A 16,950-nucleotide genomic window follows, 5' to 3' on the forward strand; every position below is an offset into this window, starting at 1 on the left:
GTCCTCCTTGATCGACTCAACCCGCTCAACCCGGGTCACGGCCCCGATGTTCCCGTTCCCGCCAGGTGGGAACCACTACGGTCGTTCAGCATGGGGGCGTTCGGCTTGTTCTGCTCGGCGCGGGTCATCTCACTTCTCGGCAGCGCCATGGCGGTGGTCGCGCTGCCGTTCGCGGTCCTCGACCACGGCACGGTGCTCGACTCCGGCCTGGTGCTGACCGCGCGGCTCGTTCCCCATCTGGGACTGGTTCTGATCGGTGGCTCCACAGCGGACAGGTTCAGCCGGTCGGCCGTCCTCACCGTCAGCCACGTCGGGTCCGGTGTGGCGCAGGCCGTGGCTGCCACAGCACTTCTGACCGGCAACTACCACCTCGGTCTCGTCGTGGCGCTCCAGGCGACGCAGGGCGCGTTCGGCGCCTTCACCTCACCTGCGGCGCGCGGCGTGCTCCCGGAACTGGTCGAACCCGGCCGCCTTCAGAAGGCGAACTCGCTGCTCAGCGCCGCCCGCTACGGCACGGGTCTGATCGGCCCCGCGGCGGCGGGCCTCGCCGCGGCCACCATCGGCGCGGGCTGGGCGCTGGCGTTCGACGCCGGCACCTTCCTGACCGCGGCCGTGCTGTACGCGAAGCTGAGGCTGCCCGGCAAACCGGCCAAGAGCAGCCTCACCCAGGACCTCAAGGAGGGCTGGGACACGTTCCGCACCACCACGTGGGTGTGGACGATGGTGCTCTCCTTCTGCCTCACCAACGCCATCTACACCGGCGTGTGGACGGTGCTCGGCCTGGCGATCGCGAAGCGGACCATCGGCGAGTTCGAGTGGGGCGTGGTGCTCAGCGCGTCGGGCGCGGGCCTCGCCCTCATCACCCTGATCCTGTACCGGACGCGCACCGTGCCGCTGTGGATCGCCACGCTCGTCACTCTCGTCGCGGCCGCCCCGCTGCTCGCGCTGGGACTTCAGGCGAACACCCCGACGCTCGTCGTCATCGCGTTCGTCGAAGGCATGGGCATGGGCACGTGGGTGATCGCCTGGGAGACGTCGTTGCAGCGCAACGTTCCCAACCACATGCTGTCCCGCGTCACCGCCTACGACGAGTTCGGCTCCTACCTGGCGATCCCGCTCGGCGCCGTCACCGCGCCGCTGGTCGCCGCGAAGATCGGCGACACCACTACCGCGACGATCGCGGCGTTCGCCTACGTCGTCGCGGCCCTGATCCCGCTGCCGTCACTCCTCGCCCAGCGCCACGCGGCGCGCGAGCCCGAGCGGCAGAGCGCCTGACCCCGCGATCCGGTCGTGGAAGTCGCGCAACGATCCCAGCCCCGCGGCCAGGTACTCGTCGCGGATCAGGTCGATCTCCAACGCGCCGGTCAGATAGGACGGTGCCTGCGTCGGCCACGCGCAGTACCGCTTCACCTCGCCGACCGCCGTGCCCGGTGTCAGCGCCGTGCGCGACACCATGAACGACTCGGCTTCGTCGGGCGTCATGTCACCGCAGTGCAGCGCCGTGTCGACGATCATCCGCGCCGCGCGGAACAACCGCGCCTCGACGTGCCCCATCAAAGCGCCGCGGGTCGTGTAGTAGCCGACCGACCGCAGCAGCTTCTCCGCGTACAGCGCCCAGCCCTCGGAGAAGTACGACGTCCGGAACACCTTCCGCAGCGGGTGCGCGGAACCCTGCGCCGCCACCCAGGCCGAGTGCCAGTGGTGGCCGGGGTAGGCCTCGTGCACCGAGATCGTCGGCAGCTGCGAACGCGCGTTGGTGCGCAGCCGGTGCGTGATCTGCTCGTCCGTGGCGTTGTCCGGCGTGAACGGCACGAAGAAGTAGCCCGTGCGCAGGGACGTCAGCGGCGGCGGGCCGAGGTAGCTCGCGACCGACATGATCGGCCGCTGGAACGGCAGCGACGGCACCACGCTGCACTCCTCGCCGTCGGGCAGCGTCACCAGCGAGTGCTCGACCAGCGCCGCACGTGCCCGCCGGGTCTCCGCCTCGTACTCGGCGCGCATCGCCTCCAGCGTCGGCGGGTGGTCGTCCTGCAGCGAGCTCATCACCGAGCGCCAGTCGGGGGAGCCGGCCAGCTCGATCAGCTCCGCCTCCAGCGAGGCGTAGGCGTCCTGGCCGCGCTGGTGCAGCTCCGGCGCGCCGTAGCCGAGCAACTCCTTGTCCTGCAACACGGCCGAGTAGAGCTTCTCGCCCATCCTCCAGTCGCCGCTCGCCCGCACGGCGAGGTCCTGCAGGAACGCCGCGTACCGGTCGAACGCCTCCGCGGCGGGCACGGCGGCCTCCACCAGCTGGGCGCGCAGCGCCGGTGAGGACACCTCCAGCGGCAGCGCGTCCAGCAGGAACGAACGCCCGGTCCTCACCTGCTCCATCGCCCGTCGCACGACCAGCGGCGACGCCAGCGACGCGTCGAGGTTCGCCTCGGCTGCGGCGAAGACCGAGGGCACCTCGCGCAGCTTCGCGACCGCGCAGGCGACGAGCTCGGCCTCCGGCAGCAGCCGGTGCAGGAACGGCGAGAGCAGTCCGAAGAAGACCATCCCCGAGTACTCGTGCGGATCACGCCGCCACGACGGCCACGCCTCCACGGCCAGCGCGCCGCGCAGCACCGACAGCGCGAGATCGCGGTCCACCGACTTCGGCAACGGCTCCAGCCGCGCGAGCCACGCACCCTTCTCCCTCGCCCGCTGCTCGAACGCGGAAGCGGAGAAGTCGCCGAACGTCGAGTGGTGCGGAAGCGAGCCGACCTGCGCGGCGTGGGCGGGATGATGATCGAAGTACCACGTGAGGAAGGACGTCAGCGTGTCGGTGGTCACCCGACCGAACCTACTAGCTGGTTTTACAGTGTGGGGGTGTCTGATCAAACCACTCAGAAGCGCATCGCGGAGTTCGTGAAGGCCCACGGCAAGCCGGGCACGGCGGTCAGGGCCGTCGTGGAGCCGATCGGCCGGGCCGGCGCGCGCATCGTGCTGGTCGGCGCGGACGGCGCCATGGGCGACGTGATGGCCAAGGACGTCGAGTCCGCCACCAAGGCCGTCGACGCCGTCGACAACGTCGAGCAGGCCGAATGGGACCGCGAGACCACCGCCGCCACGAAGATCGGCTTCGAGCACCGCCGCAAGATGGCCAAGATGCAGTCGTGAGGGTCGTGTTCGCCTCCTGCGCCGCGCTGCCCAAGGGCGACGGCGACGAGGACAACCTGGTCGAGGTCCTGCGGCGGGACGGTGTCGACGTCGAGTGGCAGCCCTGGGGCGACGCCGTCGACGCCGACCTCGTGGTGCTGCGCACCACCTGGGACTACCCCGAGCGCCTCGGCGAGTTCCTGGCGTGGTGCGAAAGCGTGCCCGTGCTGGCGAACCCGCTTCCGGTGGTCCGCTGGAACACCGACAAGTCCTACCTGGTCGACCTCGCGGAGCGTGGTGTCGCCGTCGTGCCCACCACCGTCGTGGAGCCGGGGGAGGAGCCGCACTTCCCGGACGGCGAGTTCGTGGTGAAGCCCGCCGTCGGCGCGGGTTCGCGCGGTGCCGGGCGGTTCACCGGCCATGCCGCAGCCCACGCGCACTTCGAAGCCCTTGGCGTCAAAGCGCTGGTGCAGCCCTATCAGGCCAGTGTGGACGCGCACGGCGAGACCGCGCTGGTGTTCTTCGCCGGTGAGTACTCCCACTCGTTCCACAAAGGACCGATGCTCGGGCGTGGCCTGGCCGAGTCGGAGTCCGGCCTGTACGTGGAGGAGCGGCTGCGCGGCATCGAACCGACCGCGCGGCAGACCGAGCTCGCGAACCAGGTCCTTGACGTTGCCGCCGAGCTGCTCTCGTTGCGGCGTCAGGACTTCCTCTACGCCCGTGTGGACGTGGTCGAGGGGGAGAACGGCGAACCGCTGCTGCTGGAGCTGGAACTCACCGAGCCCTCGCTCGGCTTCACGCTCACCGGCGAGGAAGCCGCCGGCCGGTTCAGCGCGGCGGTCAGGCAGACGATGTCCCGATAAAGAACAGTTCCGGGGGGAATCATGAAAGCTGTCGTCAACGGCATCACCATCGGCTACGACGACGAAGGCTCCGGCGACGACGTGCTCGTCCTGGTGCACGGCCACCCGTTCGACCGCTCGATGTGGCGGCCGCAGACCGAGCACTTCAGCGCGGCCGGCTGGCGCGTGATCGCCGCGGACCTGCGCGGCTACGGCGAGTCCACCGTCGTTCCCGGCGTCACGCCGCTGTCGGCGTTCGCCGGGGACGTCGCCGGGCTGCTCGATCACCTCGGCGTCGAGAGGTTCGTGCTCGGCGGCCTGTCGATGGGCGGCCAGATCGTCCTGGAGTTCCAGCGGCTGTACGGCGAGCGCACGAGAGGGCTGATCCTGGCCGACACGTTCGCCCAGGGAGAGACCCCGCAGGGCCGCCGCAACCGCAACGACATGGCCGACCGCCTGCTGCGCGAGGGCATGTCCGGCTACGCGGACGAGGTGCTGTGGAAGATGGTGGCGCGGCACAACGCCGGCCCAGTCTCCGAACACGTGTCCCGGATGATGCACAACGCTCCGGCGGAAGGTGCCGCGGCGGCGCTGCGAGGCCGCGCGGAACGGCCCGACTACACCGAGTTGCTCGCCACGATCACCGTGCCGACCCTCGTGGTGGTCGGCAGTGACGACGAGTTCACGCCGGTGCCGGACGCGGAGTACATGCACGAGCGCGTCCCGGGTTCGGCACTGGTCGTGGTCGACGGTGCCGCCCACATGCCGAACCTGGAACGCCCCGAGGTGTTCAACAAAGCGGTCGCGGAACTGCTAGCGCGGTCACAGCGCTAGCGCAGGCCTGAGCCGATGCCGGTGAGCCCGCGGACCTCCATCTCCGACTGCTTGGCGGGGTCCGCGGGTTCCTTGCTGAGGATCGTGCCCAGGAACCCGGCGAGGAACGACAGCGGGATCGACACGATGCCGGGGTTGGACAGCGGGAAGAACGCGAAGTCGGCGTCCGGGAACACCGACGACTTCGACCCGGAGATGGCGGGCGAGAACGCGATGAGCAGCACGCACGACGTAAGACCGCCGTAGATGCTCCACAAAGTGCCGCGCGTGTTGAAACGCTTCCAGAACAGGGAGTAGAGCAGCGTCGGCAGGTTCGCGGACGCGGCCAATGCGAAGGCGAGAGCGACCAGGAAGGCAACGTTCTGCCCGTTGGCCGCGATACCGCCGACAATCGCGAGCACGCCGACGCACACCGCGGTGATGCGGGCGACCCGGACCTCGTCGCGCGGGTCCGCCTCACCGTGCTTGATGACGTTCGCGTAGACGTCGTGCGCGAAGGAGGCGGACGCCGTCAGCGTCAGACCGGCGACGACGGCGAGGATCGTGGCGAACGCCACCGCGCAGACGATGCCGAGCAGCACCGTGCCGCCGACCTGGAACGCGAGCAGCGGCGCGGCGGAGTTCTCGCCGCCGGGAGCGCCGGTGATCTTGTCGGTGCCGACCAGCGCCATGGCGCCGAAGCCGATGACCAGCGTGCACGAGTAGAAGACGGCCATCATCCACGTGGCCCACACGACCGACTTACGTGCCTCACGCGCGTTCGGCACGGTGTAGAAGCGCATCAGCACATGGGGGAGCGACGCGGTGCCCAGCACCAGGGCCAGTGCCAGCGACAGGAAGTCGATCTTGGACAGGTCGCTCGCGCCGTACTTCACACCCGGCGAGAGCACCGCCTCGCCCAGCGGCGACTTCTGCGTCGCGCGGTCGAGCATCGCGGACATGTCGAAGCCGAACTTGCCGATCAGGAAGATCGTCAGCAGCGTGACGGTGAGGATGAGCAGCACGGCCTTGATGATCTGCACCCACGTGGTGCCCTTCATGCCGCCGACCAGCACGTACAGCACCATGACGATGCCGACGACGGCGATGATGATGGCCTGGCCCACGGAGCTGTGCACGTCCAGCAGCAGCGCCATCAGACCGCCGGCACCCGCCATCTGCGCGATCATGTAGAAGAGCGAGATGACCAGCGTCGCGTTGGCCGCGGCGGCGCGGACCGGGCGCTGGCGCATGCGGAACGCCATGACGTCGCCCATCGTGTAGCGGCCGGTGTTGCGCAGCCGTTCCGCGATGAGCATCAGGCCGATCAGCCAGGCCACGACCCAGCCGATCGAGTAGAGGAAGCCGTCGTAGCCGTTCACCGCGATGGCACCGGAGATGCCCAGGAACGACGCGGCGGAGAGGAAGTCACCCGAGAGTGCGATGCCGTTCTGCGTGCCGGTGAAGCTGCTGCCCGCGGCGTAGTAGTCCGAGGCGCTGACGTTCCGCGTCGACGCGCGATAGACGATGTACAGCGTCAGCAGGACGAAGATGCCGAAAACGGACAGGTTGATCGCGGTGTTCGTCCCGGTCACACGAGCTCCTCATCCGTCTCCGCGAGCGCGCGCACCTTTTCTACCTGCGGGTCGAGCCTCTTCTTGGAGTACCGGGCGTACGCCATCGTGATGATGATGGTCGTGACGAACTGGAGGAATCCCATCGTCAGGCCGACGTTCACCGTTCCGAAGAGCGGCGTGCTCATGAAGTCCGCGGCGTAAGCGGAAAGCAATACGAACGTTACGTACCAAGCGAGGAACAGCACCGTCGCGGGAAGAATGAATCGCCTCACCCGGCGCTTCAGCGCGAGAAAATCCTCACTCGTTTGGATGGCACCGAAATCAGGCTCACCGTCACCATCTATGAGCAATGAGTGATGACGGTCGTCAAAGGTCGCGAATCCGGGGGAGGCCGGGCGTGACACGGAGGGCAGCGCCTTCGTCATCAACCGCTCGCATTCGTTACGGGGAGTACCCGGCGCGCGCCATCGAGGCGGCTGCGGCCGGACCGGGGGTGGAGGGCGCAAGCGTAACCACGCGTGGCGGTGAGTCAATCCCCCGACTCCGCAGGACCACCCCGTGAGGTGGGCTGTCACGGTGGGTGATCAGTCGTACACGCCCGAGGTCGTTGTCGCGTAACGCTCTCTGGCCTACTATCCGCTCACACCCGATACGGCTGATCTGGATATCGAGCTGCGGGTGTCTCGACTCGCGGGGATTCACCAGGCCAGGAGGTAGCCGATAGTGGGGCACTTCGAGCGCGCCTTGGGGATCATTTCGTGAATGTCGAGTGGAGAAAGATCAGCGACTGGCGCAACTGGCGCCTGCCCGTCAAGCTCGGTGTCGTGCTGCTGGTGCCGGTCGCCGTGGCGATCGGCGCGGGCGCGCTGCAGATCTCAGGCTACGTCGACCGGTCCAACAACTACGTGCAGATGCAGGGCCTGGTTCGGCTACGGGCAGATCTCGCGCCATTGATCTCCAGCGTCCAGCAGGAACGCACGCTCGCCGCCCAGAGCGCGACCAGCGGCTCCGGCGTCGGCGCCTACCAGAACCAGATCAGCGCCACCGACAACGCCGCCGCGACCGTGCGCCGCCGCGTCGAGCGCGCCGAAGGGCTGAGCGACGTCGCCCGCAACCGCTTCACGGAGATGGGCGGCCAGCTCGACACGTTGAAGAGCGTGCGCGAGAAGGTCGTCCAGGGCGGCGACGGCGGCGACCCGACCGGCGGCACCGCCGGCTACAGCGCCGTCGTGAAGTCGCTCCTGGACTTCGAGCAGGCGCTCATCAGCCAGTTCAGCGACCAGGCCATCTCCGGCACGGCGATGGCGCTGCACAACATGGTCATCGCACAGGAGCAGGTCTCCCAGCAGCACGCGATCGTCCTGGCCGGAATCGGGCGGACCAAGCTCCTCGGCGCCGAGATCCGCACGCTGGAGCAGTCCGACATCCGGTTGCAGGACCGCCTCAACGACTTCCAGGCCATCGCCACCGCCCAGCAGCGCCGCGAGTACGAGCAGACCGTCACCGGTGCCGTCGTCGCGAACCGCACGGCGCTGGTCGAACGCGCGCTCACCCAGCCCGACGGCGTGCCGGCGCCCACGACGCGGCCCGGTCAGCCGAAGCCGCCGCCGTCGTTCGGCATCGCGGTGGACGAGTGGAACAACGCGTCCGGCACGACCACGCGCCTGATGGAGAAGGTCACCCGCACACTGCAGGACGAGCTCGCGAGCACGGCAGAGGCGCTGCAGGACGACACGTCCAACAAGGCGGGCGCCGCCGCGGTCATCCTGCTCGCGATGCTGATCATCGCCGGCGCGCTCGGCTTCGTCATCGGCCGCTACCTGCTGCGCTCGCTGTCCGAGCTGCGGCACTCCGCGCTCGACGTGGCGCACCACCACCTGCCGGAGGTCGTCGCCGCGATCCGCGCCGACCGCAAGCCGGACACCGAGATCGAACCGGTGCCCGTGCACACCACCGAGGAGTTCGGCCAGCTGGCGCGCGCGTTCGACGCCGTGCACGAGCAGGCGATCCGGTCCGCCGTCGAGCAGTCGTCGCTGCGGTCGGGCATGAAGAACATCTTCGTCAACCTGTCGCGCCGCTCGCAGGGTCTTGTCGAACGCCAGCTCAAGCTCATGGAGGAGCTGGAGCGCCACGAGGAGAACCCGGAGCAGCTCGCCAACCTCTTCAAGCTCGACCACCTCGCGACGCGCATGCGCCGCAACAACGAGAACCTGATGGTGCTGTCCGGCACCGACGTCGCGCGCCGGTTCCACCAGCCGGTCCCGCTGGCGGACGTGCTGCGCGCCGCCGCGTCGGAGATCGAGCACTACCAGCGAGTCGTGGTGAAGTCGACGCCGACGGTGGAGATCGTCGGCTACGCGGCCAGCGACCTCGTGCGCCTCGTCGCCGAGCTGCTGGACAACGCCACCGCGTTCTCCGCGCCCACCACCCAGGTCATGATCGGCTCGCGGATCGACCAGCAGGGCGCCGTGCTCGTCGAGGTCGCCGACCAGGGCATCGGCATGGGCCCGGCCGAGCTGACCGAGGCGAACGAACGGCTTTCCTCCGGTGCAGAAGACGATGTGCCGGTGTCGCGCCAGATGGGTCTGTTCGTGGTCGGTCGTCTCGCGGCGCGCCACGGCATCACCGTCCGCCTGCGCGCGTCCGGTGAGGGCAGGGAAGGCCTGCGCGCGTTCGTCCTCGTGCCCGCGGAGCTCGTCCGTTCGCACGAGGCGCCCGCCGCGCCCGCCCAGCCGCGGCACGCCGCGCTGCCGCAGCCGAAGCAGGTGCCGGCGAAGCAGCCGCACGTGGTCGTGAAGACCCCGAACCTGGCTCCGCCGCCGGCCGCGGTCGCTCCCGCCATCGAACAGCCGCGCGAGTCGGCCGAGTGGACGTCGTTCCGCGGCGCCGCGATCGACGAGGCGCTGCCCCAGCGGCAGGCCCGCCACACGCCGAACGGAACTTCGAGCGGGTCGCCAAACGAGACGCGACCCACCCCTGTTGAGACGACTTCTTCCTGGTTCGCCGGAAGCGGCGTCTCGGACGAACCGGTCAACGGTGATCGTTCGTTGCCAGCTTCCCGACCTGGGCCGTCACCCTCCGTAGCGGCTTCCTGGTTCGGCAAGAAGTCCGCGGGAACGGTCTGGGAACAGCCGGGCGACCCCGCGACGGACGCCGGTGAGACAGATGCCGGGTTGCCGAAACGGGCGCCACGTAAGAATCTGCTCCCCGACCTCGCGGAACGTCCCGAGAACGGTGCCCGCCCGCCGGCGGCGCCGGCCAAGCGCGATCCGGAGCGGGCACGAGGCTTTCTCGCCAGCTACCAGACGGGTATCCGCCAGATGCCGCTGGGCAGCAACGGGAACGGAAAAGGCCAGGGGAACGGGGAAAAGGCATGAGCACGCCTCAGTCACGCCAGGTGGACCAGTTCGGCTGGCTGATCACGAACTTCACCGATCGCGTACCGGGGGTCGCACACGCGATCGTGATCTCGGTGGACGGCCTGCTGCTCACCAAGTCGACCGGTCTGCCGCCGGACCGCGCGGAGCAGCTGGCCGCGATCGCCGCGGGCGTCGCATCACTGACGATGAGCGCCTCGCGTTGTTTTGAGGGCGGCGGAGTGTTGCGCACCGTGATCGAGATGGACTACGGGATCATGCTCCTCATGTCCATTCGAGACGGGTCTTGTTTGGTGGTTCTCGCCGCGCCCGACAGCGACGTCGGCCAAGTGGCCTACGAGATGACCGTGGTCGTCGACCAGGTGGGCCAGATCCTCACTCCCGAACTGCGAGCGCAGCTGCACAGCGTGAGGTGATGATGAGTTCGGCCGCTGACGCGCATCGTCGACGCAGGCGGCGGGAGTCCCCCGCCGAGCAGACGTTCGCCGACCTGATGAACGGGTTCTCCCTGGACTCGGGTCGCAAGCGAACGCGCTCTGAGTCCCCGGTGCCCGCGCGGGAAGCGACTCCCGTTGCAGAGCAACAAGAAACACCTGTCTTCGAGACCCCGGTCCCGGAGCTTTCCGACGCCTCGATCGTGCGTGCATATGCCTGGACCGGAGGGCGCACACGGTCGAACATCAACCTCGAGATCGAGACACTTGTCTCCGCCAATGATCAGAGTCGGCAGTCTGCAGGTATCTTGCAGGCTGAGCACCAACACGTCGTCGAGTTGTGCCGCTCACCGCGATCCGTCGCGGAGGTGGCCGCACTGATGCGCCTCCCGCTGGGAGTCGTCAAGGTGCTGCTCGGCGACATGGCGGAACGAGGTCTGGTGGACGTGCACCAGACCGCTTCCGCAGGCGGTGTCACGCCGGACCTCGGGTTGATGGAGAGAGTGCTGAGTGGACTACGTCGGCTCTAGATTTCCCGACTTCGGGCCCCCTGGGCCGCCTGGACGGGAGCTGACTTCGGCCAAGATCGTCGTCGCGGGTGGCTTCGGCGTCGGCAAGAGCACCTTCATCAGGTCGATCGTGGAAAACGATCTGCTGACCATGACCGCGCTCCCACCGGAGCGCGCGGGTCTGGTCACCGAGCTGGTGCGCATACAGTTCGGCCGCGTGTGGCTCGATCCGGGCCTCGCGCTGCACCTCTTCGTGGCCCCGCAGTGGCAGGACCCGCGGGCGGGCTGGAACGACGTGGTGCGCGGCGCCGTCGGTGCCGTGGTGCTGTTCGACGTGATGCGCCCGGCGGACTCCGTCGACGCCATGCGGTACTTCGAGGACCACAAGATCCCGTACGTGCTGGCGCTGAACAACGTGCACGCGTCGGTGCGGTCGGACGTGAAGGCGATCATCCGCGGGATGGGCATCGCTCCCGAGGTTCCCGTCGTGAACTGCGATCCGCGGGTGCGCCTGTCGGTGCGGGAAACGCTGATCACGCTGACCGAGCACGCCAAGCTGGACCGGTGGCGGCGCCGGCCCGGCCCTGACGAGACCACGCCGCTCGCGCCGGTCTGCTGAGCTTGGAGCAGCTCCAAGCGCTCTCGCGGAGGATTGGTTGAGCGGCGAACAAGGTCGTGTCAGGCGAGCGGTGCGGGCCTTCGTCACCGACGACAACCTCGACCTCTACCTGCTCGTGGTGGCCGGCTTCGTCTTCACGGTCCTGGGCATCACGGGGCTCGTCGGCCTGGAGAAGCTGGCGTCGGCCGTGCTGGCCCTGCTGGCGATCCTGGCGATCTCGCAGATCAAGTCGAGGAAGCTGACCCAGCAGATCACCCGGACCAGGACCGGCGCCGTCGCGTTGCGCGCCGAGTTCCCGGCTGACCTGATCGACCGCAGGGCGAGGGCCTCCGACATCCTGCTGGTCGGGCTCACCATGACCAGGACCGTGCAGGGCATGCGCACCGACCTGCCCGCGATCCTGAAGACCGGCGGACGGGTGCGTGTGCTGGTGCTCGATCCCGGCGACGAGTCCCTGATGGTGGTCGCGGACCGGCACCGGCCGCACTCCCAGGGCGTCGAGCACCTGCGCACCAGGATCCGGGCGACCTTGGACGACCTCACCGCGCTGCGGGAGCGGCACGGCGGCCGGCTGGAGATCCGGGTGCTGTCCAGCATCCCGTCCGCGGGCTTCAACTGCCTGGACGCGCACAGGTCGAACGGTGTCGTGTGCGTGCAGCACTACGAGTTCCACCCGGAGGGCGAAGCGGCTCCGATCATGGTGTTCTCGAAGAACGACGCTCCCTGGTACCAGCGTTTCGGCGACGAGGCCGAGCGGCTGTGGGAGTCCGGCGCCGACTGGCCGTCCAGCGCGGTGGCGGAGCGGTCCTCCGTCAGCCCGTCGGACGGTTGAGCAGACCTGCCGTCAGCGCAGGCAGGCGAGCTGCCGGGTGTGCACGGGCACGTGGTTCCCGGCGAGCCCGTTGACGAGGCCGGCGAGTGAGACCGGCTGGTCCAGCAGGAGCTCGTCGCCGGACATCAGGAACGCCGGCACGACAACCGCGGCAGCCTCTTCGGTGAGCTGGTCGGCGATGTCGCAGAGAAGCGCCGCCTGGCCGCGGACGCGAGCGATCAGCCGGCTCCTGCCGTCGTGCTCGGCGATGATCCGGTCGAGGTTCCAGCTGTCGAGGCAGATCCGGTTGTCGAAGACGGGCCGTGCACCGGACACGACGCCCAGCGCGACGGCGGCGGTCGCGGCGTCGACGCTGAGGACGTGGGCCAGCACCTGGTCGGCGTTCCACCCGCCGTCGGCTGCTTCACCGAGGCCGGGTTCCTCTGCCTCTTCGAAGAACTTCGAGTAGGCGCTGCGGAGTGCGGTCGTGTCCATCGGTCCGTCCCTCGTCGGCAGGAATGTGCAACCGATGGTTGCACGTCGACCCATCACCTGCAACCTTCAGGTTGCGCAAACATTGACAAGATCGCTACGATGACTTCAGTGTTGACCGAAAGAAAGGCTCCGTCATGAGCGTGGGCAGGGAAACCCGGCTGTCCGCCTGGATCGAGCGGTTCGCGGCCCACTTCGCCGAGGAGGGCATTCCGCTGATCGGCGGCCGCATCCTGGGCTACCTGCTGGTGTGCCAGCCCGTCGAGCGCACCGCCGCCGAGCTCTCGCAGGAGCTGGAGGCCAGCAGCGGATCCATCAGCACGAACCTGAAGTACCTCGTCAACGTCGGCCTGGTGACCAAGCGGACCCGGCGCGGCAGGCAGGCTGCCGAGTACCGGATCAACGAGAAGGCCTGGTCGGAGTTCGTGCAGCGCAAGCTGAAGGCGATCGCCAGCGTCCAGACGCTGACCGACGACGGCATGCGGTTGCTCAGCGGTGATCCGGAGCGCGCGATGCGGCTGCGGACCGTCGACCATCTCTACGGTTGGCTGTCAGAGGAACTTCCGGCTTTGTGGGAGCGCAAGCCCGCTTCTCCCAAGTAGCTTGGTTGCATGTGGCACCCGTTTCGTGACGACATCGAGTACTACGAGGAGCGGGCCAGAGGGTTGCTCGCCTCCGCGTGGGACGGCGTGCCCGGCGCGCTGGAGGTCTTCGACGACGTGCCGCTGACGGACGAGGGCGCGCACACGGTCCTCGCCCAGGCGCACGGGTGTGCGGACTGGAAGGCTTTCAAGGCCCACATCCGCAAGCCGCGTCCGTTCGCCCGTGCCTACCAGGCCATCGAGCTGCAGCACCCGGAAGAGCTGAAGGCGATCATCACGCGCGACCCGTGGCTCGTGAAAGCCAGCGGTACCAACGGGAACGACCTGCTCGGGCTGTCCGCCGCGAAGTGCGACGAGCGTCTCGTCAGGGTGCTGCTCGACGACGGTGCCGACATCAACCACCAGAACGTCCACGGCTGGACGGCGTTGCACCAGGCGGCGTACGCGAACCTCCCGCAGTTGGCGCAGCTTCTGCTCGACCGGGGTGCCCGCACGGATCTCGAAGCCCGCGGCGAGGGCGGCACCCCGCTCACGCTCGCGTTGTTCTGGGGCAACCGGGAAACCGCGGAACTGCTGGCACAGCACGGAGTTCACCCGCCGAACCTGCGCACCGCGGCCGGCCTCGGCAACCTCGACCTCGCCACCACCCCCGAGGCCAAGCGCGGCTATTACCGGCCGCACAGCGGTTTCCCGCGCTGGTGGCCGACCGACGACCCGCAGGAGGTCCTCGACGAGGCGCTGTCGTGGGCCGCCCGCAACGACCGCACCGAGGTGTTCGGCGACCTGCTCAAGCGCGGCGCCAGGATCGACGTGGACGTCTACCGCGGCACGGCGCTCGCGTGGGCGGCGTGGTGCGGGCTGGAGAACGCCACCCGCACGTTGCTCGACCTGGGTGCGAATCCCAACCAGCGCACGGGTTTCGGCGGCCCGATGCACGGCGAGGGCGTCACGGCGCTGCACCTCGCGGCCGAACGCGGCCACCTGCCGATCATCCGGATCCTGCTCGACGCGGGCGCCGACAGGTCCATCAAGGACGCGAACTTCGACTCGACCCCGGCGAACTGGGCGGGGCACAACGACCAGCGGGAAGCTCAGGCCTTGCTGAGCGCCTGATCGCCGGCGGGCAGCTCGACCGCGTGCGTGCGCTCGCGCGACGACGTCCACAGCGCTGCCGTGGCGACGACAACCGCGCCGGCACCCAGCACGTGGATCGAGACGAGCACCTCGGGCACGCCGGTCCAGTACTGGACCATGCCGAGCACGCCCTGGGCGAGCACGACGCCGACGAGGGTCCAGTACGTGCGGGTGCGCGTGAAGAACCCGACCGCGATCAGCAGGCCCAGGAACAGGAACAGCAGGTCCGCGTGGATCTGTGCGAGGGTCTCGACCTCGATGCCCAGTCGCGGCGTCGAGGCGTCGCCGGCGTGCGGCCCGGCGGCTGTCACCCAGGTGCCGGCGAGCAGCAGTGCACCCAGCACGGCGGCCATGACGACCTGGAGCTTCATCAACGGTGCCGGGACGAGCAACCGGGCGGGGCCGTCGCCCTCGGACAGCGAGCTGACGAGCAGCACGGCGAGCCACACCAGGGCCATCGAGATCATGAAGTGGATCGACACGGTGTACCAGGCCAGGCCGGTCAGCACCGTGATGCCGCCGACGACCGCCTGCACGGCCACACCGACGAGCTGGACGAGCGAGAGCACCACCACCCGCTTGCGCCGCGGCAGGTTGAACCACGCCGCCAGCACGCACAGACCCGCGATGACGCCGACGACACCGGTCAGGGTGCGGTTGCCGAACTCGACCCACTGGTGCAGGGCCGCGACCTCGGGATGCTCGACCGGCACGACGCTGCCCTCGACGCACTCCGGCCACGTCGGGCAGCCGAGCCCGGAGCCGGTCACGCGGACGATCGACCCGGTCACCGCGATTCCAGCCTGTGCGATGACGACGGCAATCGCGAGCGCGCGCTGCCAGGAAACGAGAAGGGCGGTCAGCTTCGACACGCCGTTGATAGTAGGTCTCGCTACGTGAGACGAGTCGTCCGGGTGGCCAGTGCCCCCGCGACAACGCCCCAGGCCACGAGCACTGCGACCGGGCCCACACCCGGTGCCGTGCCGTGCACCACAGAAGTTTCCAGCGCCTGCGCGAGAGCGGCCGACGGCAGCAGGTGCACGAAGCCGACAGGCACCGACAACGCCACGCCACCGACCATCAGCAGCACGAACCAGATGATGTTCGCCAGCGCCAGCACGATCTCCGCGCGCAGAGCCCCGCCGAGCAGCACGCCCAGCGCACCGAACGTCAGCGTGCCGAGGATGATCAGCAGCACCATCCACGGCAGGCCCGAGAGCGGGAACCTCCAGCCGAGGATCAACGCCGTGACCGCCAGCAACACGATCTGGAGCGCGACCACGACCAGCGCTCCGCAGACCCGTCCGGCCACCAGCAGCCAGCGGGGGAGTGCCGAGGCCGCCAGCCGCTTCAGCACGCCGTAACGCCGGTCGAACCCGAGCGCGATGGCCTGTCCGGTGAACGCGGAGGAGATGATCGCCAGCGCGAAGATCCGCGCGGTGGCCGACCCCACGCGCGGCTCCGGCATCGGGATCACCGACATCAGCGAGAGCGCGATCAGCAGCGCCAGCGGGATGATCACCGTCAGCAGGATCTGCTCGCCGTTGCGCAACGTCAGCATCGCCTCGGTGCGGGCGTGCACGAAGAGCATCTTCGGAAGCGACCCGCGGCCGGGCGCGGGCTTGAACGTGCCGGGAGCGAAGGTGGTCACGAACGCAGCTCCCTGCCGGTCAGGTCCAGGAAAACGTCTTCGAGGCTGCGCTTGGCCACGGTCAGCTCCTCGGCCAGCACACCCTGCTGTGCGCACCACGACGTGACGGTCGACACGACCTGCGGGTCGATCAGTCCCTCCACGACGTACGCGCCCCGCGTCGCCTCGCGCACCTTCAGCCCTTCTGGCAGCGCGGCGGACAGCAACGACGTGTCGAGCCCCGGCCGGGCGCGGAACCGCAGCTGCTGGTCGTCCGCGCGGTGCGCGGTCAGCTCGGACGGCGAGCCCTGCGCCACGACGCGGCCCTCGTCGATGATCACGACCTGGTCGGCGAGCGCTTCCGCCTCGTCCATGAGGTGCGTCGTCAGCAGCACGGACACGCCGTCGTCCTTCAACGCGCCCACGAGATCCCACACCAGCCGGCGTGCCTGCGGGTCCATGCCCGCGGTCGGCTCGTCCAGGAACACGAGCTCGGGACGGCCGATCAGCGCGCACGCCAGCGACAGCCGCTGCTGCTGGCCGCCGGACAACCGCTTGTAGGGAGTGCGCACCGCGCCGCCGAGACCGAGGACCTCGATCAGCCACTTCGGATCGAGCGGGTTCGCCGCGCACGCCGCGACGAGGTTCAGCATCTCCTCGGCACGGATGCCGGGATAACCGCCACCGCCCTGCGGCATCACGCCGATGCGCGGGCGGAGCTCCTCGGAGCCGGGCGGGAGTCCGAGCACGCGCACGGTGCCGTCGTCGGCCGCGCGGAAGCCCTCGCAGATCTCGACGGTCGTCGTCTTGCCCGCGCCGTTGGGTCCGAGCAGGGCCAGCACGGTGCCGGGCTGCTGGACGAGGTCGAGGCCGTCGACGGCGGTCTTCGAGCCGTACCTCTTGACCAGCCCCGACACTTCCACCGCAGGCTGGGGATTCGGGCTCACGAACGGTCAGCCTAGGCGGTCACGGCAATCCGCACGAAGGCAGGTCTCG

18 protein-coding genes are annotated in these 16,950 nt (G+C 69.2%); 11 read left to right on the top strand and 7 right to left on the bottom strand.

All coding sequences use genetic code 11. The annotated features are described in order from the left end of the window. Nucleotides 1–90 precede the first annotated feature (90 nt). Nucleotides 91–1,275 (top strand): MFS transporter, encoded by a 1,185-nt coding sequence (locus ABFX45_RS26815; RefSeq protein WP_346132700.1) that lies wholly within the window; start codon nucleotides 91–93, stop codon nucleotides 1,273–1,275. Here the strand turns inward: ABFX45_RS26815 and ABFX45_RS26820 are convergent. Continuing rightward, nucleotides 1,222–2,808: a DUF885 domain-containing protein gene (locus tag ABFX45_RS26820; protein ID WP_346132702.1), complete on the bottom strand. Its 1,587-nt coding sequence runs from the start codon at nucleotides 2,806–2,808 to the stop codon at nucleotides 1,222–1,224. The two genes, ABFX45_RS26815 and ABFX45_RS26820, sit on opposite strands and share 54 nt — an antisense overlap. Before the next feature lie 36 nt (nucleotides 2,809–2,844). Here ABFX45_RS26820 and ABFX45_RS26825 point away from each other — a divergent pair, with 36 nt between their 5' ends. Genes ABFX45_RS26825 through ABFX45_RS26835 form a run of 3 tightly spaced genes read left to right on the top strand, consistent with a single transcriptional unit; the run spans nucleotide 2,845 to nucleotide 4,790 of the window. Further along, complete coding sequence (locus tag ABFX45_RS26825) at nucleotides 2,845–3,135, top strand: hypothetical protein (protein WP_233439628.1); 291 nt, start codon at nucleotides 2,845–2,847, stop codon at nucleotides 3,133–3,135. Beyond that, the gene (locus ABFX45_RS26830) at nucleotides 3,132–3,977 is read left to right on the top strand and encodes an ATP-grasp domain-containing protein (RefSeq protein WP_346132704.1); all 846 of its coding nucleotides are present in this window, start codon (nucleotides 3,132–3,134) and stop codon (nucleotides 3,975–3,977) included. Before ABFX45_RS26825 ends, ABFX45_RS26830 begins: the two co-directional genes overlap by 4 nt. A gap of 21 nt (nucleotides 3,978–3,998) precedes the next feature. Then, complete coding sequence (locus ABFX45_RS26835; protein WP_109637893.1) at nucleotides 3,999–4,790, top strand: alpha/beta fold hydrolase; 792 nt, start codon at nucleotides 3,999–4,001, stop codon at nucleotides 4,788–4,790. Here ABFX45_RS26835 and ABFX45_RS26840 read toward each other — a convergent pair. Further along, nucleotides 4,787–6,364, bottom strand: a complete 1,578-nt coding sequence (locus ABFX45_RS26840) for a solute symporter family protein (protein ID WP_346132706.1) — start codon at nucleotides 6,362–6,364, stop codon at nucleotides 4,787–4,789. The two genes, ABFX45_RS26835 and ABFX45_RS26840, sit on opposite strands and share 4 nt — an antisense overlap. Next, on the bottom strand, nucleotides 6,361–6,771 hold the full coding sequence (locus ABFX45_RS26845) for a DUF485 domain-containing protein (protein WP_109637895.1): 411 nt from the start codon (nucleotides 6,769–6,771) through the stop codon (nucleotides 6,361–6,363). The genes ABFX45_RS26840 and ABFX45_RS26845 overlap by 4 nt, the downstream gene beginning before the upstream one ends. A gap of 333 nt (nucleotides 6,772–7,104) precedes the next feature. On the opposite strand from ABFX45_RS26845, the gene ABFX45_RS26850 reads away from it, so the two are divergent. From ABFX45_RS26850 to ABFX45_RS26870, 5 genes are all read left to right on the top strand, one after another. After that, nucleotides 7,105–9,723, top strand: a complete 2,619-nt coding sequence (locus ABFX45_RS26850; protein ID WP_346132709.1) for a sensor histidine kinase — start codon at nucleotides 7,105–7,107, stop codon at nucleotides 9,721–9,723. Further along, nucleotides 9,720–10,139, top strand: coding sequence for a roadblock/LC7 domain-containing protein (locus tag ABFX45_RS26855; RefSeq protein WP_109637897.1), 420 nt, complete (start codon nucleotides 9,720–9,722; stop codon nucleotides 10,137–10,139). The genes ABFX45_RS26850 and ABFX45_RS26855 overlap by 4 nt, the downstream gene beginning before the upstream one ends. A 77-nt stretch (nucleotides 10,140–10,216) precedes the next feature. Further along, entirely contained in the window at nucleotides 10,217–10,687 is a 471-nt protein-coding gene (locus tag ABFX45_RS26860) for a DUF742 domain-containing protein (protein ID WP_233439629.1), read from the top strand. Next, nucleotides 10,668–11,285, top strand: coding sequence for a GTP-binding protein (locus tag ABFX45_RS26865; protein ID WP_211337405.1), 618 nt, complete (start codon nucleotides 10,668–10,670; stop codon nucleotides 11,283–11,285). Before ABFX45_RS26860 ends, ABFX45_RS26865 begins: the two co-directional genes overlap by 20 nt. A gap of 70 nt (nucleotides 11,286–11,355) precedes the next feature. Beyond that, the gene (locus tag ABFX45_RS26870) at nucleotides 11,356–12,117 is read left to right on the top strand and encodes a DUF5919 domain-containing protein (RefSeq protein WP_346132712.1); all 762 of its coding nucleotides are present in this window, start codon (nucleotides 11,356–11,358) and stop codon (nucleotides 12,115–12,117) included. A gap of 12 nt (nucleotides 12,118–12,129) precedes the next feature. Here ABFX45_RS26870 and ABFX45_RS26875 read toward each other — a convergent pair whose 3' ends face one another. Then, on the bottom strand, nucleotides 12,130–12,591 hold the full coding sequence (locus ABFX45_RS26875; RefSeq protein WP_109637899.1) for a hypothetical protein: 462 nt from the start codon (nucleotides 12,589–12,591) through the stop codon (nucleotides 12,130–12,132). A gap of 134 nt (nucleotides 12,592–12,725) precedes the next feature. Here ABFX45_RS26875 and ABFX45_RS26880 point away from each other — a divergent pair, with 134 nt between their 5' ends. Beyond that, complete coding sequence (locus ABFX45_RS26880) at nucleotides 12,726–13,190, top strand: GbsR/MarR family transcriptional regulator (protein ID WP_109637900.1); 465 nt, start codon at nucleotides 12,726–12,728, stop codon at nucleotides 13,188–13,190. 9 nt (nucleotides 13,191–13,199) lie between these two features. Next, entirely contained in the window at nucleotides 13,200–14,303 is a 1,104-nt protein-coding gene (locus ABFX45_RS26885) for an ankyrin repeat domain-containing protein (protein WP_109637901.1), read from the top strand. Here ABFX45_RS26885 and ABFX45_RS26890 read toward each other — a convergent pair. The 3 genes from ABFX45_RS26890 to ABFX45_RS26900 are packed head-to-tail and all read right to left on the bottom strand — an operon-like array spanning nucleotide 14,282 to nucleotide 16,901. Next, nucleotides 14,282–15,205, bottom strand: a complete 924-nt coding sequence (locus ABFX45_RS26890; protein WP_428834196.1) for a COX15/CtaA family protein — start codon at nucleotides 15,203–15,205, stop codon at nucleotides 14,282–14,284. The two genes, ABFX45_RS26885 and ABFX45_RS26890, sit on opposite strands and share 22 nt — an antisense overlap. Nucleotides 15,206–15,216: 11 nt before the next feature. Further along, the gene (locus ABFX45_RS26895; protein WP_407656954.1) at nucleotides 15,217–15,975 is read right to left on the bottom strand and encodes an ABC transporter permease; all 759 of its coding nucleotides are present in this window, start codon (nucleotides 15,973–15,975) and stop codon (nucleotides 15,217–15,219) included. Beyond that, the gene (locus ABFX45_RS26900; protein WP_346132717.1) at nucleotides 15,972–16,901 is read right to left on the bottom strand and encodes an ABC transporter ATP-binding protein; all 930 of its coding nucleotides are present in this window, start codon (nucleotides 16,899–16,901) and stop codon (nucleotides 15,972–15,974) included. The genes ABFX45_RS26895 and ABFX45_RS26900 overlap by 4 nt, the downstream gene beginning before the upstream one ends. Nucleotides 16,902–16,950: the final 49 nt, after the last annotated feature.

Origin of the sequence: Lentzea roselyniae, assembly GCF_039537795.1 — a bacterium.
GTDB lineage: Bacteria > Actinomycetota > Actinomycetes > Mycobacteriales > Pseudonocardiaceae > Lentzea > Lentzea atacamensis.

What these genes read in the sequence shown, in the direction of transcription:
- ABFX45_RS26815 (WP_346132700.1), top strand. Translation starts at nt 91, where the DNA reads ATGGGGGCGTTCGGCTTGTTCTGCTCGGCGCGGGTCATCTCACTTCTC.
- ABFX45_RS26835 (WP_109637893.1), top strand. Translation starts at nt 3,999, where the DNA reads ATGAAAGCTGTCGTCAACGGCATCACCATCGGCTACGACGACGAAGGC.
- ABFX45_RS26845 (WP_109637895.1), bottom strand. Translation starts at nt 6,771, where the DNA reads ATGACGAAGGCGCTGCCCTCCGTGTCACGCCCGGCCTCCCCCGGATTC.
- ABFX45_RS26855 (WP_109637897.1), top strand. Translation starts at nt 9,720, where the DNA reads ATGAGCACGCCTCAGTCACGCCAGGTGGACCAGTTCGGCTGGCTGATC.
- ABFX45_RS26860 (WP_233439629.1), top strand. Translation starts at nt 10,217, where the DNA reads ATGAACGGGTTCTCCCTGGACTCGGGTCGCAAGCGAACGCGCTCTGAG.
- ABFX45_RS26875 (WP_109637899.1), bottom strand. Translation starts at nt 12,591, where the DNA reads ATGGACACGACCGCACTCCGCAGCGCCTACTCGAAGTTCTTCGAAGAG.
- ABFX45_RS26880 (WP_109637900.1), top strand. Translation starts at nt 12,726, where the DNA reads ATGAGCGTGGGCAGGGAAACCCGGCTGTCCGCCTGGATCGAGCGGTTC.
- ABFX45_RS26885 (WP_109637901.1), top strand. Translation starts at nt 13,200, where the DNA reads ATGTGGCACCCGTTTCGTGACGACATCGAGTACTACGAGGAGCGGGCC.